At 54.5% G+C, this 21,856-nt stretch carries 20 protein-coding genes; 5 read left to right on the top strand and 15 right to left on the bottom strand.

The window, feature by feature from the left end; all coding sequences use genetic code 11:
• Positions 1 to 137: 137 nt before the first annotated feature.
• The gene (locus V5P19_RS00195; protein WP_334399001.1) at positions 138 to 560 is read left to right on the top strand and encodes a DoxX family protein; all 423 of its coding nucleotides are present in this window, start codon (positions 138 to 140) and stop codon (positions 558 to 560) included.
• A 53-nt stretch (positions 561 to 613) separates the two neighbouring features.
• On the opposite strand, the gene glyA is transcribed toward V5P19_RS00195, so the two are convergent.
• Entirely contained in the window at positions 614 to 1,867 is a 1,254-nt protein-coding gene (glyA, locus tag V5P19_RS00190) for a serine hydroxymethyltransferase (protein ID WP_334398999.1), read from the bottom strand.
• A 303-nt stretch (positions 1,868 to 2,170) separates the two neighbouring features.
• Here glyA and hmpA point away from each other — a divergent pair, with 303 nt between their 5' ends.
• Positions 2,171 to 3,361, top strand: coding sequence for an NO-inducible flavohemoprotein (gene hmpA, locus V5P19_RS00185; protein ID WP_334398998.1), 1,191 nt, complete (start codon positions 2,171 to 2,173; stop codon positions 3,359 to 3,361).
• Between the two features lie 35 nt (positions 3,362 to 3,396).
• On the opposite strand, the gene glnB is transcribed toward hmpA, so the two are convergent.
• From glnB to purL, 5 genes are all read right to left on the bottom strand, one after another.
• Positions 3,397 to 3,735, bottom strand: coding sequence for a nitrogen regulatory protein P-II (gene glnB / locus V5P19_RS00180; RefSeq protein WP_003860685.1), 339 nt, complete (start codon positions 3,733 to 3,735; stop codon positions 3,397 to 3,399).
• 80 nt (positions 3,736 to 3,815) lie between these two features.
• Complete coding sequence (gene glrR, locus V5P19_RS00175; RefSeq protein WP_334398996.1) at positions 3,816 to 5,153, bottom strand: two-component system response regulator GlrR; 1,338 nt, start codon at positions 5,151 to 5,153, stop codon at positions 3,816 to 3,818.
• The gene (gene qseG / locus V5P19_RS00170) at positions 5,150 to 5,902 is read right to left on the bottom strand and encodes a two-component system QseEF-associated lipoprotein QseG (RefSeq protein ID WP_334398994.1); all 753 of its coding nucleotides are present in this window, start codon (positions 5,900 to 5,902) and stop codon (positions 5,150 to 5,152) included. Before qseG ends, glrR begins: the two co-directional genes overlap by 4 nt.
• On the bottom strand, positions 5,899 to 7,332 hold the full coding sequence (gene qseE, locus V5P19_RS00165; protein ID WP_334398993.1) for a two component system sensor histidine kinase QseE/GlrK: 1,434 nt from the start codon (positions 7,330 to 7,332) through the stop codon (positions 5,899 to 5,901). The genes qseG and qseE overlap by 4 nt, the downstream gene beginning before the upstream one ends.
• A 520-nt stretch (positions 7,333 to 7,852) precedes the next feature.
• Positions 7,853 to 11,740 carry a phosphoribosylformylglycinamidine synthase gene (gene purL, locus V5P19_RS00160; RefSeq protein ID WP_334398991.1) on the bottom strand — a complete coding sequence of 1,296 codons (3,888 nt, stop codon included), beginning with the start codon at positions 11,738 to 11,740 and terminating at the stop codon, positions 7,853 to 7,855.
• A gap of 267 nt (positions 11,741 to 12,007) precedes the next feature.
• On the opposite strand from purL, the gene mltF reads away from it, so the two are divergent.
• Positions 12,008 to 13,558, top strand: a complete 1,551-nt coding sequence (mltF, locus tag V5P19_RS00155) for a membrane-bound lytic murein transglycosylase MltF (RefSeq protein WP_334398989.1) — start codon at positions 12,008 to 12,010, stop codon at positions 13,556 to 13,558.
• Here the strand turns inward: mltF and tadA are convergent.
• The 4 genes from tadA to murQ are packed head-to-tail and all read right to left on the bottom strand — an operon-like array spanning position 13,446 to position 16,919.
• A complete protein-coding gene (gene tadA / locus V5P19_RS00150) occupies positions 13,446 to 13,985 on the bottom strand; it encodes a tRNA adenosine(34) deaminase TadA (RefSeq protein WP_334398987.1) in 540 nt (179 codons plus the stop codon). The genes mltF and tadA overlap by 113 nt on opposite strands.
• Positions 13,986 to 14,009: 24 nt before the next feature.
• Complete coding sequence (gene yfhb / locus V5P19_RS00145) at positions 14,010 to 14,645, bottom strand: phosphatidylglycerophosphatase C (RefSeq protein WP_334398985.1); 636 nt, start codon at positions 14,643 to 14,645, stop codon at positions 14,010 to 14,012.
• A gap of 3 nt (positions 14,646 to 14,648) precedes the next feature.
• Complete coding sequence (locus V5P19_RS00140; protein ID WP_334398983.1) at positions 14,649 to 16,013, bottom strand: PTS transporter subunit EIIC; 1,365 nt, start codon at positions 16,011 to 16,013, stop codon at positions 14,649 to 14,651.
• A gap of 12 nt (positions 16,014 to 16,025) precedes the next feature.
• Positions 16,026 to 16,919 (bottom strand): N-acetylmuramic acid 6-phosphate etherase, encoded by an 894-nt coding sequence (gene murQ, locus V5P19_RS00135; protein ID WP_334398981.1) that lies wholly within the window; start codon positions 16,917 to 16,919, stop codon positions 16,026 to 16,028.
• Between the two features lie 116 nt (positions 16,920 to 17,035).
• Here murQ and V5P19_RS00130 point away from each other — a divergent pair, with 116 nt between their 5' ends.
• Both V5P19_RS00130 and V5P19_RS00125 read left to right on the top strand, forming a co-directional pair.
• Positions 17,036 to 17,884, top strand: a complete 849-nt coding sequence (locus tag V5P19_RS00130; protein WP_334398979.1) for a MurR/RpiR family transcriptional regulator — start codon at positions 17,036 to 17,038, stop codon at positions 17,882 to 17,884.
• 56 nt (positions 17,885 to 17,940) lie between these two features.
• Positions 17,941 to 18,201, top strand: coding sequence for a YfhL family 4Fe-4S dicluster ferredoxin (locus tag V5P19_RS00125; protein ID WP_334398977.1), 261 nt, complete (start codon positions 17,941 to 17,943; stop codon positions 18,199 to 18,201).
• Here the strand turns inward: V5P19_RS00125 and acpS are convergent.
• From acpS to rnc, 5 genes are read right to left on the bottom strand one after another with little or no spacing between them, the layout of a single operon-like run.
• A complete protein-coding gene (gene acpS / locus V5P19_RS00120) occupies positions 18,198 to 18,578 on the bottom strand; it encodes a holo-ACP synthase (RefSeq protein ID WP_334398975.1) in 381 nt (126 codons plus the stop codon). The two genes, V5P19_RS00125 and acpS, sit on opposite strands and share 4 nt — an antisense overlap.
• Complete coding sequence (pdxJ, locus tag V5P19_RS00115) at positions 18,578 to 19,309, bottom strand: pyridoxine 5'-phosphate synthase (protein WP_334398973.1); 732 nt, start codon at positions 19,307 to 19,309, stop codon at positions 18,578 to 18,580. The genes acpS and pdxJ overlap by 1 nt, the downstream gene beginning before the upstream one ends.
• Positions 19,310 to 19,338: 29 nt before the next feature.
• A complete protein-coding gene (recO, locus tag V5P19_RS00110; protein ID WP_334401075.1) occupies positions 19,339 to 20,046 on the bottom strand; it encodes a DNA repair protein RecO in 708 nt (235 codons plus the stop codon).
• Positions 20,047 to 20,064: 18 nt separating this feature from the next.
• Positions 20,065 to 20,970, bottom strand: coding sequence for a GTPase Era (era, locus tag V5P19_RS00105; RefSeq protein ID WP_334398971.1), 906 nt, complete (start codon positions 20,968 to 20,970; stop codon positions 20,065 to 20,067).
• A complete protein-coding gene (gene rnc / locus V5P19_RS00100; RefSeq protein WP_334398969.1) occupies positions 20,967 to 21,647 on the bottom strand; it encodes a ribonuclease III in 681 nt (226 codons plus the stop codon). Before rnc ends, era begins: the two co-directional genes overlap by 4 nt.
• Positions 21,648 to 21,856 lie beyond the last annotated feature (209 nt).

Raw genomic sequence — 21,856 nt, 5'->3', positions numbered from 1 at the left:
AATAGCGAAATTAAGCAAGTACATAGCCTGCTATAAATTAACGATAAATTAACATCGGAGAGAGCCGCAGGGTTTATGGCGGGGAGTGAAAATGTGTATTACGTTTAAATTACATCACTTGCAGAGGTATTTCTGCCATGAACGCACTTCGTTATTTTGATTTCGGCCAGTCACGTCATCTGATGCTATTGATTGCCCGCATCGCCCTTGTTGTATTGTTTATTATCTTTGGCTATCCGAAACTGACGGGATTCAGTGGAACCGTACAGTACATGACGTCACTCGGCGCCCCCATGCCGATGCTGGCGGCCATTATTGCCGTCGTGATGGAGGTTCCCGCCGCGATCCTGATCGTGCTTGGTTTTTTCACCCGCCCACTCGCCGTGCTCTTTATTTTCTACACCCTGGGCACGGCGGTGATTGGCCACCCTTACTGGGACATGACCGGTGATGCGGTCGTGCCAAATATGATCAACTTCTACAAAAATATCAGCATTGCTGGCGCGTTTCTTTTACTGACGATTGTCGGGCCGGGGGCAATTTCTCTCGACCGACGTTAGCCATAAAAAAAGGCCGCATTCGCGGCCTTTTATTTTTCTGCATCGCTGAAAAATTATGCGTATACCGGGAAGCGTGCGCAGATATCCAGAACTTTACCTTTGACGCGCTCAATTACCGCTTCGTCATTGATGTTGTCCAGAACGTCACACATCCAGCCTGCCAGATCTTTCACTTCGGCTTCTTTAAAGCCGCGACGCGTCACAGCCGGAGAACCGATACGGATACCGGACGTCACGAACGGGCTCTTCGGATCGTTTGGCACGCTGTTTTTGTTCACGGTGATGTTGGCGCGGCCCAGGGCAGCGTCAGCTTCTTTACCAGTCAGGTTTTTATCAACCAGATCCAGCAGGAACAGGTGGTTTTCAGTACCGCCAGACACCACTTTGTAGCCACGGTTCAGGAATACTTCCACCATCGCTTTTGCGTTTTTCGCAACCTGCTGCTGGTAAACTTTGAACTCTGGCTCCATCGCTTCTTTCAGCGCTACCGCTTTAGCTGCGATAACGTGCATCAGCGGGCCGCCCTGCGCGCTTGGGAATACGGCAGAGTTCAGTTTCTTATACAGATCTTCGTCACCGCCCTTCGCCAGGATCAGGCCACCGCGTGGACCTGCCAGAGTTTTATGGGTAGTAGTGGTCACGACGTGTGCATGCGGAACCGGGTTCGGATAAACGCCAGCAGCAATCAGACCGGCAACGTGCGCCATATCCACGAAAAGGTAAGCGCCGATGCTGTCTGCGATTTCACGCATTTTTGCCCAGTCAACAATACCGGAGTAAGCAGAGAAACCGCCGATGATCATCTTCGGTTTATGGGTCTGCGCCTGCTTCGCCATGTCTTCGTAGTCAATTTTACCGGTTTCATCAATACCGTAAGGGATGATGTTGTACAGCTTACCGGAGAAGTTAACCGGGGAGCCGTGAGTCAGGTGACCGCCCTGGGCCAGGTTCATACCCAGAACGGTATCGCCCGGCTGGAGCAGCGCGGTGTAGACAGCGAAGTTAGCCTGAGAGCCAGAGTGCGGCTGAACGTTAGCGTAGTCAGCGCCGAACAGCTCTTTTGCACGGTCGATGGCCAGTTGCTCAACGATATCAACATACTCGCAACCGCCGTAGTAGCGTTTGCCCGGGTAACCTTCAGCATATTTGTTGGTCAGCTGAGAACCCTGCGCCTGCATGACGCGCGGGCTGGTGTAGTTCTCGGAGGCGATCAGTTCAATGTGCTCTTCCTGACGTACTTTTTCCTGCTCCATAGCCTGCCACAGTTCGGCATCATAATCGGCAATGTTCATTTCACGCTTTAACATCCGCATCTCCTGACTCAGCTAACAAGTAAATTTTGGCCTGAAAAGGCAGTCCTGATGGACGACGGGCAACAGTATAACTGAATCGTTCTGTGATAACAGGTCTTGACAAACGATTTTACGCAAACGTTTACCTCCACGCCACGCAAGGGTTTGAGGAATAAAGCCCTCACCATTTTGAACGGATTTCTTTTCAGGTTTGTGATGCATATTTTTCACGATGCAAAGAACCATTTACATTGAAGGGGTATTTTTATAAGATGCATTTAAAATACATCATCAAAGTAACAATTGAAGGAAGTTGCTATGTTAGACGCTCAAACCATCGCTACCGTGAAGGCTACTGTTCCCCTGCTGGTTGAAACGGGCCCTAAACTGACCGCCCATTTTTACGATCGTATGTTCACGCATAATCCAGAGCTCAAAGAGATTTTTAATATGAGCAACCAGCGTAACGGCGACCAGCGTGAAGCCCTGTTCAATGCCATCGCAGCCTATGCCAGCAATATTGACAATCTGGCGGCGTTATTACCGGCGGTAGAGAAAATCGCGCAAAAACATACCAGCTTCCAGATCAAACCCGAGCAGTACAACATTGTCGGCAGCCACCTGCTGGCCACGCTGGACGAAATGTTCAACCCGGGTCAGGATGTCCTGGACGCTTGGGGCAAAGCCTACGGCGTGCTGGCAAGTGTCTTTATCAACCGTGAAGCGCAAATCTATAGCGAAAACGCCAGCAAGCGCGGCGGCTGGGAAGGTACTCGCGCGTTCCGTATCGTAGAGAAAACACCCCGTAGCGCGCTGATTACCCACTTTGAATTTGAGCCGGTGGACGGCCAGCCCGTTGCGGATTATCAGCCAGGCCAGTATCTGGGCGTCTGGCTGAAGCCTGAGGGCTTCCCGCATCAGGAAATTCGCCAGTACTCACTCACCCGTAAGCCAAACGGTAAAGGCTATCGCATAGCGGTGAAACGCGAAGAGGGCGGTCAGGTTTCCAACTGGCTGCACAACGACGCCAGCGTAGGTGATGTGGTTCATCTGGCTGCACCTGCGGGTGACTTCTTTATGGCCGTTGATGCCAATACCCCGGTCACGCTGATCTCTGCTGGTGTTGGACAAACGCCCATGCTGGCGATGTTAGACACCCTCGCAAACGCAAACCATAGCGCACAGGTTAACTGGTTCCATGCTGCCGAAAACGGCGACGTGCATGCCTTTGCGGAAGAGGTAAAAACGCTGGCGACCGATTTACCCCGCTTCACGGCGCATACCTGGTATCGCCTGCCTACGGAGGCTGACCGCGCGGCGGCACGTTTTGACAGCGAAGGGCTGATGGATTTAAGCAAACATGAAGGGGCATTTAGCGCGCCGGACATGCAGTTCTACGTGTGTGGACCCGTGGCGTTTATGCAGTATGCCGCGAAGCAGCTGGTGGAGCTGGGCGTGAATAAAGACAACATTCACTACGAATGTTTTGGGCCTCATAAGGTGCTGTAATGTAAAAAACCCCTCGGGAGAGGGGCTTTTTATTATCAAATCGCCGCGTCGTCTTCTTCACCGGTGCGGATACGGATCACGCGCGCCACGTCAAACACGAAGATTTTACCGTCGCCAATTTTGCCCGTTTGCGCCGTGCGGATAATGGTATCCACGCAGGTATCCACGATATCGTCGCTCACCACGATTTCAATTTTCACTTTCGGCAGAAAGTCCACCATGTACTCTGCGCCACGATAAAGCTCGGTGTGGCCCTTCTGACGACCGAAACCTTTCACTTCTGTCACTGTCATCCCGGTGATGCCAACTTCAGCCAGCGCTTCACGTACATCATCCAGTTTGAAAGGTTTAATAATCGCATCAATTTTTTTCATGGTGGGTCCTTAAACTCTTGCCTGTAAGCTGCCTCGTAATCGATTGCTCACAGTATCATATTCATTCGAATTTTGTGGTACTACTCTTTAAAATCGTTTGCTTCAAGCTCATGGCGCGACAGCAGCTTATAGAACTCGGTTCGGTTGCGCCCGGCCATACGCGCCGCATGGGTCACGTTGCCTTTCGTAATTTGCAGCAGCTTACGCAGATAGTTCAGTTCGAACTGGTTTCGCGCTTCAGCAAAGGTCGGCAACGCCGTATTTTCCCCTTCAAGCGCCTGCTCCACCAGCGCATCGCTGATGACGGGCGAAGAGGTCAGCGCCACGCACTGTTCAATGACGTTGACCAGCTGGCGCACGTTGCCGGGCCAGCTTGCGGTCATCAGCCGCTTCATCGCGTCGGTTGAAAACGCACGCACAAAGGGTTTATGGCGATCGGCGGACTGGCGCAAAAGATGGTTTGCCAGCAACGGAATATCTTCCGCACGCTCGGCCAGCGCCGGGATCTTAAGATTGACCACGTTCAGGCGATAATAGAGGTCTTCACGGAATTCGTTGCGCGCCATCACTTTCGGTAAATCGCGGTGCGTGGCGGAGAGAATACGGACGTTGATGTCGATATCGCGGTTGCTGCCCAGCGGACGAACCTTACGCTCCTGAAGCACGCGCAGCAGTTTGACCTGCAGCGGCGCGGGCATATCACCAATTTCATCGAGGAAAAGCGTGCCGCCTTCTGCAGCCTGGAACAGCCCTTCCCGGCTGCTTACCGCACCGGTAAAGGCACCGCGAGCGTGACCAAAGAGTTCTGACTCAAGCAGTTGCTCCGGCAGCGCACCGCAGTTAATGGCGATAAACGCGTTTTTGCTGCGCGGGCTAGCGTTGTGGATCGCCTGCGCCAGGATCTCCTTTCCGGTTCCGCTCTGGCCGTTAATTAGCACGCTTACGTCAGATTGTGCCACCATCCGCGCCTGTTCGAGCAGACGCAGCATGATGGGGCTACGCGTGACAATTGACTCTCGCCATGCTTCATCACTCGACGGTGCGGCATGTTCCAGCGCGCTGTCGATAGCTTTATAGAGCGCGTCTTTATCTACCGGCTTCGTCAGGAAGCTGAATACGCCCTGCTGTGTGGCCGCGACCGCATCCGGAATCGACCCGTGCGCCGTAAGGATAATGACCGGCATGCCAGGCTGCTGCTTTTGAATCTCCGCGAACAGCTGCAGGCCGTCCATCTCATCCATCCGCAGATCGCTGATGACCAGATCAATTTTCTCGCGGCTGAGCACCTTCAGCCCTTCCTGCCCGCTTTCAGCAGTCACCACGCTGTAGCCTTCGCTGACCAGGCGCATCCCCAGCAGCTTTAACAGCCCCGGGTCGTCATCCACCAGCAAGAGATGGGCAGGTTTACGGCTTGTCATGGCTTCACATCCTCTTCTTTCTGCGCGTCACCGTCCGGTTGCGCGGCAGGGTTGCCTTTCGATCCATCTGGCAGATAGTTACCTGCTGGCTTACGGGTCGAGAGCTGCCTTTCGATATCGGTCAGGTTTTCCAGCTTACGCGTTGTGGTATCAAGCTGAGTACGCAGATGCTCCTGCTGTTGACGGAGTGTATCCAGCTCGCCATCGGTAGACTGCTGCAGCTTGCTGTATCGGGTGCGCTCTTCAGACAATTGTAATTGTAAAGCCTGCCCCTCGCGCCAAAGCTGATACACAGGGCGCACCTGCGCAGGAATATTTGCGCTAACCGCATCAAGGCGTGAGGTATTCGCGCGACGTTCTACGGGATTGATTTTGGCATCGGCGAGCAGAATGGCCCGTTTGAAGTTTTCCTGCCAGCTATCGCCCCCCCACATTGTGGCCTGTGCACGAGCCTCAACAGGTGCCAGACGCTGGGCACAGTCTATGCCGCGTAGCCAGAATAACGGGTTTGTCTCGACGTCATGTCCAGAGAGATGCCAAATCCCCTCACAGGGGGTCGTCAGAAAATCAGCCAGCTGATTTTCTGGGAATTTGTCTTCGGGTTTGTCGTTAATAGCACTTTTAGGAGCATGAGTGACACATCCCGCCAGAAGTAGACATGGCAGGCTCAGGCGTAATTTTTTACTGGAAAACACCGCGCGCACTGCGCGGAAAAAGACGTGTGACATACTCACCAGACATAGATTCATTTCATTGATTTTTCCGGCTCAAGAGGCAGTTCGATACGAAAACATACATCCGAGCTGTTGTCGGGAGCGATTTTCAGCTCACCCTGCATGCGTCGTATGCAGTCGCGGGCAATGCTAAGCCCCAGACCACTTCCTTTTACCGCACCTTTTCGCTGATGACTCCCCTGGAAAAAGGGCTCAAAAATCATCGCTTTCTCATCATCCGGAATCGGGGTCCCCGTATTGGCTACGTCTATAAACACCCGGGAACCGTTCATGTAGCTTCTAATATAAATGTTACCGGATTCAGTACCATAGTGCACCGCATTGGAATAAAGATTATCCAGCACGCTCATCAATAGCATAGGCTCTGCCAGACAGGCAGACGCATTAAGCTCCACCTGGGTATGCATCATTTTAGCGCGTGCCGGCAAGCTATGGGCTGAAAGCACCATATCCACCAGCGGCTCTATCTCGACGCTTTCCAGTACTACAGCACCATCCGCCAGCTTGCGGTTATAGTCCAGCAGTTGTTCAATCAGCTTTTGCAGATTGCGGCTACTGTTGTCCAGGATCTCGACAATCTCTTTCTGTTCAGCGCTTAACGGCCCCGCCACTTCGTCCGCCAGCAGTTCCGTACCTTCACGCATGCTGGCGAGCGGGGTCTTAAGCTCATGGGAGATGTGGCGCAAAAACTGATGACGCTGCGATTCCAGCCATGCCAGACGCTCGGAAAGCCAGATAATCCGCTGCCCGACGGAACGCAGCTCGCGCGGGCCTTTAAAGGCGACCGTATCGCCAAGCGATTTTCCTTCCCCCAGGCGGTTAATCATTCTCTGGATCCCTTTCACAGGACCAATGATCATACGCGTAAACAGTAGCACCAGCCCAAGACTGATCAGGAACAGCACCAGCGCCTGCCAGCCAAAGAATTGACCGCGCTCGGCAATTTCCTGCTGAAGCTGCTGTCCACGAGAGAAGATAACCGTTCGTGTAGACTGAACCATCTCCGTATTCGCGTTTGCAAAGGCTTCAAGCCGAGCGGCGGCAACGGCATCCGGGCCACTGTTTTTACACTGCAGCTGCGCCAGGTCGTTCAGATCCTGACGTAACGCCTGATAAAGTTTATCGTCAGGCAACACGCCTGCGTGGGCGTCGAGCATTTCACTGTAGCGTTTACGCTGATTCTGGTAGACCTTTTCCAGCGTGCGATCGTCCAGAACACAGTACTGACGATAGCTACGCTCCATCTCCAGCGCCGCGTTGGTCATCGCTTCGCTGCGCCTTGCGTCTATCAACGTCGTGCGATTCGTCAATGCAGCCTGGGCGCTGAGTGCATTCAGGCTTTGCCACGCTTGCCAGGCCAGTATCAGCAGGGGCAACAGGATCAGCAAGAACGCCATCATAACGAGCTGTCTTAGGGAACGAGGGAAAGCGGGCCAGCGTTTCAACGCGTTACTCTCTTAAAGTGGTCATGAGGAGAGCGTAACTGAGTCCGGCTATCAGATACAACAAAGCCGGGTAAAAACCCGGCTTTGTTGTGGAATGAGGCGGTGCCTAACTCGACGTTTCGCCCTGGCCTGATAAAGCAACGCTATGATCAGTAGTTGGACGGCAGGCACCTTTTTGTGCGTCATTCGAAGTTTATGTAGCACGTCCCGAAGGGGCTGACATAAGAAGGTGAATGAGCCACTGGTTATTATTATGCAACAGTCGTGCCAGAATGCAAAGAAACAATTTATCATATTGATTTATATAATTTTTACCATTCATATATGTTAATTAACAGATGAATGATTTCCAGGCTAAGTGTCGCCAAATAACAACACCTTAGCTAAAACACAATCTGCCTCATAAAAATCAATAGGTTAAATGTCTCCATTTAGCGACACAGCAGATCCGCGATTGTCGCAATTTCCCGACACAAACAAAAAAACCTCCATCAGGAGGCTTTTTTAATTACTCGAAAACTTAACCCAACTGTTTACGCGCATTACGGAAGATGCGCATCCACGGGCTGTCCTCTCCCCAGTTTTCCGGGTGCCAGGAGTTACTCACGGTACGGAAAACGCGTTCCGGGTGCGGCATCATAATGGTTGCACGGCCGCTTTCGCTGGTGACCGCCGTGATCCCGTTTGCCGAGCCGTTCGGGTTTGCCGGGTAGGTTTCGGTAACCTTGCCGAAGTTATCGACAAAGCGCAGCGCCACCAGGCCTTTGCTTTCCAGCTGAGCCAGATGCGCAGCATCGCGTACTTCAACCTGACCTTCACCGTGAGAAACGGCGATTGGCATCTGTGAACCCACCATTCCCTGCAGTAACAGAGACGGGCTTTGGGTCACTTCCACCAGGCTAAAACGTGCTTCAAAGCGGTCGGACTGGTTACGCACAAAGCGCGGCCAGGCTTCACTGCCCGGGATCAACTCACGAAGATTAGACATCATCTGGCAGCCATTACACACGCCCAACGCCAGCGTCTGAGGTCGGTGGAAGAAGGTTTCAAACTCATCGCGCACGCGGCTGTTGAACAGGATGGATTTTGCCCAGCCTTCACCCGCGCCCAGCACGTCACCGTAAGAGAAGCCACCGCATGCCACCAGCGCCTGGAAATCGTCCAGACCGGTACGCCCCGTCAGCAGATCACTCATATGGACGTCGATGGCATCAAAACCTGCACGGTGGAAGGCAGCCGCCATCTCAACGTGGGAGTTAACGCCCTGCTCGCGCAGGACGGCCACTTTCGGACGCGCACCAGTCGCAATGTAAGGTGCCGCGATGTCTTCGTTGATATCGAAGGAAAGCTTCACGTTAAGGCCAGGGTCGTTGTCGTTAGCCTTCGCGTTGTGTTCCTGATCCGCACATTCCGGGTTGTCACGCAGACGCTGCATCTGCCAGGTGGTTTCTGCCCACCACATGCGCAGCGTGGTGCGGCTTTCGCTGAACACCGCGTGGCCGTCAGCTTCGATCACGAAGCGGTCGCCCTGTACGGCTTTACCCAGATAGTGCACGCAGTCTGCCAGGCCATGCTGCGCCAGGAGTGCTTCAACCGCATCGCGATCTGCGGCGCGTACCTGAATGACCGCGCCCAGCTCTTCGTTAAACAGCGCCGCCAGACGATCGTCGCCAAGCGTTGCAATGTTTGCTTCCACGCCGCAGTGTCCGGAGAAGGCCATCTCCGCCAGCGTCACCAGCAGGCCGCCATCGGAACGGTCATGGTAGGCCAGAAGTTTGCGCTGGGCCACCAGCGCCTGAATGGCGTCGTAGAAACCTTTAAGCTGAGCAACGTCACGCACGTCTGCAGGTTTGTCACCGAGCTGGCGGTAAACCTGTGCCAGCGCGGTCGCACCCAGCGCGTTGTGGCCTTTACCCAGGTCAATCAGCAGCAGGGCGTTGTCTTCGGTCGAAAGCTGCGGCGTAATGGTCTGACGCACGTCTTCTACGCGCGCAAACGCGGTAATGACCAGCGACAGCGGCGAGGTCATCTCGCGTTGCTCATTCCCTTCCTGCCAGCGGGTTTTCATCGACATCGAATCTTTACCTACCGGGATGGTCAGGCCAAGCGCAGGACACAGCTCCTCACCCACCGCTTTCACCGCTTCGTACAGGCCAGCATCTTCACCCGGGTGACCGGCTGCAGCCATCCAGTTAGCAGAGAGTTTGATACGTTTAATATCGCCAATCTGGGTCGCCGCGATGTTAGTCAGCGCCTCACCGACTGCAAGACGCGCTGATGCGGCGAAGTCCAGCAGCGCCACTGGCGTACGTTCGCCCAGCGCCATCGCTTCGCCGTAATAACTGTCAAGGCTCGCGGTCGTCACGGCGCAGTTAGCTACCGGGATCTGCCACGGGCCAACCATTTGATCGCGTGAAACCATACCGGTGACGGTACGATCGCCGATGGTAACAAGGAACGTTTTCTCCGCCACGGCAGGCAGGTGCAGGACGCGGTTGACCGCTTCTGCAACGGTAATGCCCTGACGATCCAGCGCTTTGCCTGCCGCTTTGCGGGTGGTGACATCGCGGGTCATTTTCGGCGTTTTGCCGAGCAGGACGTCCAGCGGCAAATCAATAGGCTGGTTGTCGAAATGGGTGTCGTTTAGGCTGAGGTGCAGCGCTTCAGTGGCTTCACCGATAACGGCATACGGTGCGCGTTCGCGGCGGCACAGCTCGTCAAACAGCGGCAGCTGATCGGCGGCAACCGCCATCACGTAGCGTTCCTGGGATTCGTTACACCAGATCTCCAGGGGGCTCATGCCCGGCTCATCGCTGAGAATATCGCGCAGATTAAACCGACCGCCGCGACCGCCGTCGCTCACCAGCTCTGGCATCGCGTTAGACAGACCGCCCGCTCCCACGTCGTGAATAAAGAGGATCGGGTTAGCATCGCCCAACTGCCAGCAGCGGTCGATCACTTCCTGGCAACGACGCTCCATCTCCGGGTTGTCACGCTGTACGGAAGCAAAATCAAGATCCGCATCAGACTGGCCGGAGGCCATAGAAGAGGCCGCCCCGCCGCCCAGGCCGATGTTCATCGATGGGCCACCCAGCACGATCAGCTTCGCACCCACGACGATCTCGCCTTTCTGCACGTGATCGGCACGAATATTACCGATCCCACCGGCCAGCATGATCGGTTTATGGTAACCGCGCAGCTCTTCACCGTTGTGGCTGTCCACTTTCTCTTCGTAGGTTCGGAAGTAACCGTTCAGTGCCGGACGACCAAATTCATTGTTGAACGCCGCCCCCCCCAGTGGACCTTCGGTCATGATATCCAGCGCGGTAACAATACGCTCAGGCTTGCCGAAATCTTCTTCCCACGGCTGTTCAAAGCCGGGGATACGCAGGTTGGAAACGGAGAAACCGACCAGACCCGCTTTTGGCTTGGCGCCACGCCCGGTTGCCCCTTCGTCACGGATTTCACCGCCAGAACCGGTCGCCGCCCCCGGCCATGGAGAGATTGCCGTTGGGTGGTTATGGGTTTCTACCTTCATCAGGATATGTGCAGCCTCCTGGTGGAAGTCGTAGCGCCCTGCTTCGCGATCGGCGAAGAAGCGGCCAACCTCAGAGCCTTCCATGACAGCAGCGTTGTCTTTATAGGCAGACAGCACGTGGTCAGGCGTTTGCTCCATGGTGTTTTTAATCATTTTGAACAGCGACTTCGGCTGCTCTTCCCCGTCGATAATCCAGTCGGCGTTGAAAATTTTATGTCGGCAGTGCTCAGAGTTAGCCTGCGCGAACATATAAAGTTCGATATCGTTCGGGTTGCGGTTAAGCTTAACGAACGCATCCTGAAGGTAGTCAATTTCGTCTTCCGCCAGTGCCAGGCCGAGGCGCAGGTTGGCGTCAATTAGTGCCTGACGGCCCTGCCCCAGCAGATCTACGCTTTGTACCGGCGCAGGCTGATGATGGGAGAAGAGTTTCTGCGCGTCGTCCAGAGAGGCAAACACGCTCTCCATCATACGGTCGTGCAGCTCAGCGGCAACAACCTGCCACTGCGCGTCGCTCAGGGTCGAGGCTTCAACGTAATACGCCACGCCGCGTTCAAGACGATTAATCTGGCTCAGGCCACAGTTGTGGGCGATATCGGTGGCTTTAGAAGACCAGGGGGAGATGGTGCCCGGACGAGGCGTCGCAAGGATCAGTTTGCCGGTTGGCGTATGGCTGCTCAGGTTTGGACCATACTTGAGCAAGCGTTCCAGCTGTAAGCGCTCCTCTGCATTCAGAGGGGCATTCAGGTCAGCAAAATGGACATACTCAGCGTAAATATTGCTTACCGGAAGGTCGGCCGCCTGAAAACGTGCCAGCAGTTTGTTAATGCGGAAGGCAGACAGTGCAGGCGAACCACGCAGAATTTCCATCATAAGTCTCTCGTCTTCGAAGCGCCGGGGCGCTTACAGTGTGCGCAAGGGGGGAAAACGGGCGTTATTATAGAGAATCCTGAGCGCCGACGAAACCGTTTGCGTCGAAATAAAATCTGTACAGACGTTTAACAATAGGTGTGACCTGTCTCTCTAATTTGTTGCCAAGTGGCGTAACTTTGCGCAAAATGCCGCTCATTCAATGGCAAACCTTATTCTTAACATGGCTACAGCATACTGAGGCAACCGGCGTCGCAGAGAATTAACTAATTGAAAAAATTAAAGATTAATTATCTGCTCATCGGCATTGTTACGTTGCTGCTGGCAGTGGCCCTCTGGCCTTCTATCCCTTGGTTCGGCAAAGCCGAAAACCGTATCGCCGCCATTCAGGAGCGGGGGGAATTACGCGTCAGTACCCTCACCTCTCCCCTGATTTACGGCGACATCAACGGTAAAACCATTGGCCTGGATTATGAACTCGCCCAGCAGTTTGCCGACTACCTTGGCGTGAAGCTCAAAATCACCGTGCGTCAGAACATCAGCCAGCTGTTTGATGACCTGGATAATAACGAAGCCGATATCCTCGCCGCCGGGCTGGTGTACAACAGCGAGCGTAGCAAGAACTATCAGCCCGGCCCGACCTACTATTCTGTTTCGCAGCAGCTGGTTTACCGCGTTGGCACTCCGCGTCCGCGAACGCTCGCGGCAATCAACGACCAGCAATTAACCATCGCCCCCGGCCACGTCGTCATTGACGATCTGCGCGAGCTGAAAGAGAAGAAATACCCGGATCTCAGCTGGACCGTTGACCCTAAACTCGGCACGACCGAGCTGCTTGCGCAGGTGAAAGATAAAAAGCTGACCTACACCATTGCCGATTCTGTGGCGATCAGCCTGTTCCAGCGCGTGCATCCTGAAATTGCCGTGGCGCTGGACGTCACGGACGAACAGCCTGTGACCTGGTTTACCCATCGAGATGACGATCAGACCGTGTCTGCAGCGATGCTCGATTTCTTCAACACGATCAATGAAGATGGCACGCTGGCGCGTCTGGAAGAGAAGTATCTCGGTCACGGTGATGACTTTGATTACGTTGATACCCGCAGCTTCCTGCGCGCCGTGGATAGCGTACTGCCTGACCTACAGCCGTTATTTGAGAAGTACTCGCAGGAGATTGACTGGAAGCTGCTGGCGGCGATTTCGTATCAGGAGTCGCACTGGGACACCCAGGCCACCTCACCTACTGGCGTGCGTGGGCTGATGATGTTGACCAAAAATACCGCGCTAAGTCTCGGCGTTAACGACCGAACCGATGCAGAACAAAGCATCAGCGGCGGCGCGCAATATTTGCAGGATATGATGACCAAAGTGCCGGAGACGGTGCCGGAAGAAGAGCGCATCTGGTTTGCACTGGCGGCTTACAATATGGGCTATGCGCATATGCTGGACGCGCGGGCGCTGACGGCAAAAACGAAAGGGAACCCGGACAGCTGGTCTGATGTAAAACAGCGTCTGCCGCTGCTGAGCCAGAAGCCGTGGTACAACAAGCTGACCTACGGCTATGCCCGCGGGCATGAGGCTTATGCTTACGTAGAAAATATTCGTAAGTATCAGATTAGCCTGGTGGGTTATCTGCTGGAGAAAGAAAAACAGGCGGCGGAGGCGCAGCAACTGGCACAGAGCTATCCGGTTGTTGCCCCAGAAGAGGTCAATCGTCCGACAACTTCAATTCTGCCTTTTGTTGCTTTTTCTGCTGACGGCGCATTCGAAAGAAATCGCTTAATAGCCCCGAACACTCTGATGCAAGTACCCCACCGATAGTTTTCACCTGGTGGTTCATCCCTGGGTGTCCAAGCACGTCCATCAGCGAACCGGCCGCACCGGTTTTTTCATCCGGCGCCCCAAAGACGAGGGTACCAATACGGCTGTGCACCATCGCACCGGAACACATTACGCACGGTTCCAGGGTGACATACAGCGTGGTGTCGAGCAGGCGATAATTTTGCAGCACCAGTCCTCCCTGACGCAGCGCCATGATTTCGGCGTGAGCAGTAGGGTCGTGGCGGCCAATCGGGCGATTCCACCCTTCCCCAATCACCTGATTATTATGAACAAGAACCGCGCCTACAGGCACTTCACCCTCTTCCCAGGCGCGTTGAGCCAGCGCCAGCGCATAGCGCATCCAGTATTCGTGATCGTGTTCAGGATTACACAACGGTTGATACTCCAGTCTAAAAGCGGGCGGCATTATACACAGCCCCTCTAGATAAGACTATTCGAGTTGCTGTAGTTTGCCTTCGGGCGTAACGCGCCAGCGGTGCTGGCAAAAATAGAGCAGCGGGTTATCCTGTTTGCTGTCGCTGTAGCCGCTGTAAAGGTGTAGCGGTGTACCGATGCGTTTTTCCAACTGCACCACCTTTTCATGCCCCAAACAGCGCATAGCCAGCACCCATCCGCCGTAGCCGCGCGTAACTTGCGTGGCGATAAGATTGACTCTTGGCAGCCATGGCGTATCAAAATAGACCTGCTCTACCAGCGGCTGAGGCGAGCCGGTGATAAGCCAGATATCGGCATCATTGGCGTCGAGGTAGCTGGTGAGGCGTTCCTGAACCACGGGAAAGGCAGCAACATGATCGCGAAACCAGTGAGCAAAATCCTGCTGGAGCTGTTTAAGCCGTGATTCACTATGACCAAAAGTACATCCCCACAGCAGCAGGCTCATCGGCCATCGCGCTGCCCGGCCTTTTACCAGCAGCGCGATGCCTATCACGGGTAAGAGAGGCAACACGAGCAGCGCATTCAGAGGCTGACGCCGCAGCAGGTAGCGCATAAAAGTGCCGAACATATCCTGCTGATGCAGCGTACCGTCCAGGTCGAAAAAGACAACGCGACGCTCGTGATTTGCCAAACCTTACTCCTCTGGATCGTTGAATCCTAACAGCCAGGTAAACAAGAACCCGGCGATTACCGCTACCAAATAGCCTAACAGATAGAGCATGACTTTTCCGGTCACGATAGTTAATGCCAACGGTAAACCGGAGATCCCGAAGGTAATGACGGTCGCCACTTTCCAGTAACTGATGAGCGCGCCGCCCACGGCTCCGCCCAGGCACGCGGCGAGGAATGGTTTACCGAGCGGCAGCGTAACGCCGAAAATCAGCGGCTCGCCAATTCCGAGTAATCCGACCGGTAGCGCCCCTTTAATGACCTTTTTCAGGCGCGCATTACGGGTTTTCATCAGCACGGCAATGGCTGCCCCAACCTGCCCTACGCCTGCCATTGAGAGGATGGGCAGCAGCGCGTTGTAGCCGTGCGCTTGTACCAGCTCCACGTGGATTGGCACCAGCCCCTGATGCAGCCCGGTCAGCACCAGCGGCAGGAACGTGCCTGACAGCACAGCGCCCACCAACAAGCCGCCGCGATCGATAGCCAGTGAAGCACCGTGGGCGATGGCTTCTGAGATCCAGCCGCCCAAGGGCTGCAAGGCGACAATCGCCACGCTGCCGGTGATCAGCGTGGTCAGCAACGGGTTGAGGATAAGCTCAATCGAGCCGGGCAATACGGCGCGCAGCTTTTTCTCAATCCAGCACATCAGAATGACCACCAGCAGCACGGCGATGACCCCGCCGCGGCCAGGCTGAAGCGACTCGCCAAAGAGCGTGATCTGCGCCAGCTGAGGGCTTGAGAGGATCCCCGCCATCACACCGCCCATTGCCAGCGACCCGCCAAAGACTTTGGCGGTATTGACCCCCACCAGAATGTTCATGATGGCAAACACAGCGCTGCCGAAGATCCCGAGAATCCCCAACAGGTTCGGATAATGGGTGGCAAAATCACCCACTATATCCGGCCGCTTGAGGATATTGATGATCCCGGTAATCAGGCCCGAGGCAATAAACGCCGGGATAAGCGGAATAAAGACATTTGCCAGCTGTCGCAGCGCATCGCTCATCGGGGCTTTGTATTTGGCTTTTGCCTGAGCTTTGGTGCGTTCTGCATCGTCAAATGACGCAGTCTCAGCGCGCCCCACCATCAGCGCACGCATGGCATCGACAACCTGCGCCGCTTTACCTGGCCCAACAATCAGCTGATGCTGCTGACCCTGCTTAACGTATCCACTCACGCCAGGGAGCGTCTTTAGCTCCTGCACATCAAGAAGACTCTCGTCATAAACCTCAACGCGCACGCGCGTCATGCAGTTTTCCAGACGCTGAATATTTTTCTCTCCGCCGATCCCCTGCAAAATATGGCTGGCGAGCGCTGCTGTTTTTTCCATACACGCCTCTTGTTAGTTTTCTAATGCCGCCCGTAAGAACCCATCATGCGCCGCAAGTTTGGCTCGCGCGGCGGCGGCATCCAGGCCGCTCAGGATCATCAGAATGGCCGGTTTTACATCGTGATCGGTTTGTTTAAGCACGGTTTCAGCCTCTTCACGGCCTGCACCCGTGGCTTCCATCACCATGCGGCAGGCTCTGTCCACCAGCTTGACGTTGGTGGCTTGCATATCCACCATCAGGTTCTGGTAGACCTTGCCGAATTTCACCATCGCCCCGGTGGAGATCATGTTGAGCACCAGCTTTTGCGCGGTCCCCGATTTCAGACGCGTGGAGCCGGTCAGCGCTTCAGGCCCGACAACCGGTGAGATAGCAATTGCCGCCACCTGCGCAATCGGCGAGCCAGGATTACAGGAGATCGCGACCGTCGTGCAGCCGGTCAGGTTAGCGTATTCCAGCCCGCCAATAACGTACGGCGTGCGTCCGGACGCCGCCAGCCCGACCACCAGATCCTGAGCAGTGAGATTCAGCCCTTTCAGATCGTCTTCGCCGAGCTGTTTATTATCTTCCGCACCTTCTACGGCCTTGAGCAGCGCACCAGGACCACCGGCAATAAGGCCAATCACCAGACCGTGCGGCACGCCAAAGGTCGGCGGGCACTCTGACGCATCCAGTACACCAAGACGCCCGCTGGTTCCCGCGCCCATATAAATAATGCGACCACCGGCCTTTAGCGCATCCGCAGCCGCATCTACCGCCTTCGCCACCTCCGGCAATGTCTCTTTCACTGCCTGCGCGACCAGCGTATCCTGTTGATTAAAACGGTTAACCAGTTCAAGCGTGGAGAGCGCATCCAGATCCATGGTTTGCGGGTTACGCGTTTCAGAAACAAGTGAGCCAAGATTCATTTTTTACCTCAAGAATTTTTAATTCATATTAATCACACTATAATGGAATATAAAATTCATTCAGGCGAGCAAAATTCGTATTTGCGCAGACAATCACATTTTCGCCAGGAGAACCTATGAACTGTTTAATTCGCATCCGCCAGCGCTACGCAGGCTTTGCTCAAAGCGACAAAAAGCTGGCGGATTTTTTACTTTCTCAACCCGATCGCGCCCGCCATCTCAGCTCGCAACAGCTGGCGAGTGAAGCAGGCGTCAGCCAGTCCAGCGTGGTGAAGTTTGCTCAGAAGATTGGTTTTAAGGGCTTTCCAGCCCTCAAGCTGGCAATTAGCGAAGCGCTGGTGAGTAACCCGAACCCGCAGTCGATGCCGGTACACAATCAAATCCGTGGCGATGACCCGATGCGTCTGGTCGGCGAGAAGCTGATCAAAGAGAACGTGGCGGCAATGCATGCCACCCTGGACGTGAACAGCGAAGAGAAATTACTGGAAAGCGTGGCAATGCTGCGCGCGGCGCGGCGCATTGTCCTGACCGGGATTGGTGCTTCCGGACTGGTGGCGCGTAATTTTGGCTGGAAGCTGACCAAGATTGGCTATAACGCCATTGTCGAGCACGATATGCATGCTCTGCTGGCCACCGTTCAGGCGATGGAGCCTGACGATATGCTGTTGGCCATCTCCTATTCCGGCGAGCGTCGCGAAATCAATATGGCGACCGAAGAAGCCCTGCGCGTTGGCGGTAAAATTCTGGCGATCACCGGTTTTACCCCTAATGCACTGCAGCAGCGAGCAACGCGCTGCTTGTATACGATTGCCGAAGAGCAGGCCACCCGCAGCGCCGCGATCTCGTCCACCAGCGCACAGATGATGCTGACGGACCTGCTGTTTATGGCGCTGGTACAACAGGATCTGGAGCACGCGCCTGAGCGTATTCGCCACAGCGAAGAGCTGGTAAAAAAACTGGTCTGAGCAGGGAATGAGCGTATAATGCCCGCCCTGTTTGTGATGTTTCTGAGAATTTCCTGATGGCGCTGTTAATCACCAAAAAATGCATCAATTGCGATATGTGCGAACCCGAATGCCCTAACGAGGCCATTTCGATGGGTGAGAGTATATATGAGATTAACAGCGACCGCTGCACCGAGTGCATCGGCCACTATGAAACGCCGACCTGCCAGAAAGTGTGCCCTATCCCCAATACTATTCTTAAGGATCCGGCACACGTCGAAAACGAAGAACAACTGTGGGATAAGTTTGTCCTGATGCACCACGCGGACAAACTTTAACTTTCGATAATCACCGTCGCGCTGGCGTAGTGGCGTTCATCCGCGATCGTTACATGCATGTGCGCCACGCCAAGTTTCTCCGCAAGCTTTTGCGCCTCACCCCATAACCGCAGGCGCGGTTTGCCCAGTTCATCGTTGAACACTTCAAACTGGTTAAACGCCAGGCCGTTGCGTATCCCCGTCCCGAAGGCTTTGGCTGCGGCCTCTTTTACCGCAAAGCGCTTCGCCAGAAAACGCACCGGCTGCTGATGCGCTTCCCAGATAGCCCATTCGTTATCGCTCAGCACCCGTTTTGCCAGCCGATCGCCACTTCGGGCGATCACCGCTTCAATGCGGGCTATTTCAACGATGTCGGTGCCTAAGCCCAGGATGGCCATTATGGACGCGCTTCCAGCATCAGACGCTTCATTTCTGACACTGCCTCTTTCAGGCCACTCATCACCGCACGGCCAATAATAGCGTGGCCGATATTCAGCTCGTGCATTTCCGGCAATGCGGCTATGGCTTTGACGTTATGGTAGGTCAGGCCGTGGCCTGCGTTAACCTTCAGACCGAGACTCGCCGCATAAGTCGCCGCTTTGGCAATACGATCCAGCTCTTTAGCCTGCTCAGCATCGTTTTTGGCATCGGCATAGCAGCCGGTATGAATTTCGATGTACGGTGCGCCCACGTCAGCAGCCGCTTTGATCTGACCGAAATCGGCGTCGATAAACAGAGAAACCAGAATGCCCGCGTCGGCCAGACGTTTGCACGCATCACGCATTTTATCGACTTGCCCCGCCACATCCAGACCGCCTTCGGTGGTCACTTCCTGACGTTTTTCAGGCACCAGGCAACAGAAGTGCGGTTTAGTCTCGCAGGCAATCGCCAGCATCTCTTCCGTGACGGCCATTTCCAGATTCATGCGGGTATCCAGCGTCTCACGCAGGATACGTACGTCACGATCGGTAATGTGGCGGCGATCTTCACGCAGGTGAACGGTAATGCCGTCGGCGCCAGCCTGCTCAGCAATAAATGCCGCCTGAACCGGATCAGGATACGCCGTACCGCGCGCATTACGCAGCGTGGCAATGTGATCAATGTTGACGCCTAACAGTAATTCAGCCATGACAATCCTCGGTTTTCTTTTCTCTACGATCAACGTTTCGGCACAAACTGCCTGAATAATTCGCGGCTCTTTAAGGGCTTACCACCAAGATACGGCTTGAGCGCAATACGGGTAAAGCGTTTTGCCGCGCGCAGAGTATCTCCATCAGGGAACTCCCGCTCATACAGCGCTCTGAGATGCCGTCCGGTAAAGGTACTGTTATCCACCACAATGCTGGCAATGAAGCCTTTTTCCTCGCGATAGCGGTAGGTCATCGTATCTTCGACCTCTTCACCACTGCCTGCACAATGCAAAAAATCGACGCCGTAGCCAAGATGCCCCAGCAAAGCCAGTTCGAAACGACGAAGAGCAGGTTCGGGCGTGCCCGTTGCGCCGGCAAGCGCCTGGATACAGTGCAGATAATCGAAGAAAAGTTCAGAGAAGCGGGTCTCATGTTCAAGAACGCGTGAGATGAGTTCATTGACATACAGACCGCTGTAAAGCGTGATACCAGAAAGGGGAAGCGCCAGAGAGACGGCTTCGGCACTGCGCAGGGTTTTAACTTCCCCGCGCCCACCAAATCGGATCAGCAAGGGTGTAAAAGGCTGTAATGCACCTTTCAGATTTGAACGTTTGGAACGTGCGCCCTTTGCAACGAGGCGCACGCGACCAGATTCTTCCGTGAAGACGTCCAGCATAAGGCTGGTTTCGCTCCAGGGACGACTATGCAGGACAAATGCTCGTTGCCATCCATCCATCATACTCGTCGTCTTAGGTTATTGGTCGTCGCCGTAACCGAGGCTGCGCAGAGCACGCTCATCATCGGCCCAGCCAGATTTCACTTTCACCCACAGCTCCAGGTGAACCGGTGCTTCAAACATATCCATCATGTCTTTACGGGCTTCGATACCGATGGTTTTGATCTTGGCACCTTTGTTGCCAATCACCATCTTCTTCTGCCCTTCACGCTCAACGAGGATCAGACCGTTAATGTCATAACCGCCGCGCTCGTTGGTCTGGAAACGCTCGATCTCTACCGTCACGGAGTAGGGCAGTTCTGCCCCCAGGAAACGCATCAGCTTTTCACGGATGATCTCAGAGGCCATAAAGCGCTGAGAGCGATCGGTGATGTACTCTTCCGGGAAATGATGAATCGCTTCCGGCAAATGCTTGCGCACGATGCCCGCGATGGTATCAACGTTCAGACCGGTCTCGGCTGACAGTGGCACGATATCGAGGAAGTTCATCTGGCTTCCCAACCACTGAAGGTGTGGCAGCAGATCGGCTTTTTCCTGCACGTTATCGACTTTGTTCACGGCCAGAATCACCGGGGTTTTGCCATCGCGCAGTTTGTTCAACACCATTTCGTCATCTGGTGTCCAGCGAGTGCCTTCCACAACGAAGATCACCAGCTCAACGTCGCCAATAGAACTGCTCGCCGCTTTGTTCATCAGGCGGTTGATGGCACGCTTCTCTTCCATATGCAGGCCGGGTGTATCGACGTAAATCGCCTGATACGCGCCTTCAGTATGGATCCCGACGATGCGGTGACGCGTGGTTTGCGCCTTACGAGAGGTAATTGAAATCTTCTGCCCTAGCAGATTATTCAACAGGGTAGATTTGCCGACGTTCGGACGTCCAACGATGGCAATAAATCCACAATAGGTTTTTTCTTCGTTCATTCCAGCTCCAGCATTTTTAACGCCTGTTCGGCGGCAGCCTGTTCAGCCTTACGGCGGCTTGAACCTGTGCCAACCACCGGTTCACTCAGACCACTGACCTGGCAATGGATGGTAAATTCCTGATCGTGCGCTTCGCCACGCACCTGCACCACCAGATAGGATGGCAACGGGAGATGACGACCCTGCAAATATTCCTGCAAACGCGTTTTCGGATCTTTTTGTTTATCGCCCGGGCTGATTTCGTCCAGACGTGATTGATACCAGTTCAGAATCATTTTTTCGACAGTCTGGATATCGCTGTCCAGGAATACGCCACCGATTAATGCTTCGACCGTATCGGCAAGAATAGATTCACGACGGAAACCGCCGCTTTTCAATTCTCCCGGCCCAAGCCGCAAACATTCACCCAGTTCAAATTCGCGTGCGATTTCCGCAAGGGTGTTGCCCCTGACCAGCGTAGCGCGCATGCGGCTCATGTCACCTTCGTCCACGCGTGGGAAACGATGATAAAGCGCATTCGCAATCACAAAACTTAAAATTGAGTCGCCTAAAAACTCGAGACGTTCATTATGTTTGCTGCTGGCACTGCGGTGGGTTAATGCCTGTTGCAACAACTCCTGATGCTGAAAAGTGTAGCCCAGCTTCCGTTGAAGCCGATTAATTACGATGGGGTTCATGCGATACCAATAAATGAATGCGTCAAAAATGCAGCACACGAAACCGACCTGAGAAAACCAACGCGGTTTCGTGTGCCGTGGCACCCTTGCAGGGCCAACCTTAAACTTCGGGGAAATATTCTATACACAACGGCAGGGGATGTCGTTAGTTCAAGGTGATTTATCGCTTAAATAATTCACGTAGCCGCTAATTAAAGCGACTACGTGTT

It is taken from the genome of Enterobacter sp. UNJFSC 003, assembly GCF_036903355.1.
Classification (GTDB): domain Bacteria; phylum Pseudomonadota; class Gammaproteobacteria; order Enterobacterales; family Enterobacteriaceae; genus Enterobacter.
Note: the sequence above shows the minus strand (reverse complement) of the source record. Positions and strands in the feature narration are given on the sequence as shown.

Bases quoted from the DNA above. Each gene is read 5' to 3' on its own strand.
- V5P19_RS00195 (WP_334399001.1), top strand. From the start codon at position 138: ATGAACGCACTTCGTTATTTTGATTTCGGCCAGTCACGTCATCTGATG.
- glyA (WP_334398999.1), bottom strand. From the start codon at position 1,867: ATGTTAAAGCGTGAAATGAACATTGCCGATTATGATGCCGAACTGTGG.
- hmpA (WP_334398998.1), top strand. From the start codon at position 2,171: ATGTTAGACGCTCAAACCATCGCTACCGTGAAGGCTACTGTTCCCCTG.
- glnB (WP_003860685.1), bottom strand. From the start codon at position 3,735: ATGAAAAAAATTGATGCGATTATTAAACCTTTCAAACTGGATGATGTA.
- glrR (WP_334398996.1), bottom strand. From the start codon at position 5,153: ATGACAAGCCGTAAACCTGCCCATCTCTTGCTGGTGGATGACGACCCG.
- qseG (WP_334398994.1), bottom strand. From the start codon at position 5,902: ATGAATCTATGTCTGGTGAGTATGTCACACGTCTTTTTCCGCGCAGTG.
- purL (WP_334398991.1), bottom strand. From the start codon at position 11,740: ATGATGGAAATTCTGCGTGGTTCGCCTGCACTGTCTGCCTTCCGCATT.
- tadA (WP_334398987.1), bottom strand. From the start codon at position 13,985: ATGCCGCCCGCTTTTAGACTGGAGTATCAACCGTTGTGTAATCCTGAA.
- V5P19_RS00140 (WP_334398983.1), bottom strand. From the start codon at position 16,013: ATGGAAAAAACAGCAGCGCTCGCCAGCCATATTTTGCAGGGGATCGGC.
- murQ (WP_334398981.1), bottom strand. From the start codon at position 16,919: ATGAATCTTGGCTCACTTGTTTCTGAAACGCGTAACCCGCAAACCATG.
- V5P19_RS00130 (WP_334398979.1), top strand. From the start codon at position 17,036: ATGAACTGTTTAATTCGCATCCGCCAGCGCTACGCAGGCTTTGCTCAA.
- V5P19_RS00125 (WP_334398977.1), top strand. From the start codon at position 17,941: ATGGCGCTGTTAATCACCAAAAAATGCATCAATTGCGATATGTGCGAA.
- acpS (WP_334398975.1), bottom strand. From the start codon at position 18,578: ATGGCCATCCTGGGCTTAGGCACCGACATCGTTGAAATAGCCCGCATT.
- pdxJ (WP_334398973.1), bottom strand. From the start codon at position 19,309: ATGGCTGAATTACTGTTAGGCGTCAACATTGATCACATTGCCACGCTG.
- recO (WP_334401075.1), bottom strand. From the start codon at position 20,046: ATGGATGGATGGCAACGAGCATTTGTCCTGCATAGTCGTCCCTGGAGC.
- era (WP_334398971.1), bottom strand. From the start codon at position 20,970: ATGAACGAAGAAAAAACCTATTGTGGATTTATTGCCATCGTTGGACGT.
- rnc (WP_334398969.1), bottom strand. From the start codon at position 21,647: ATGAACCCCATCGTAATTAATCGGCTTCAACGGAAGCTGGGCTACACT.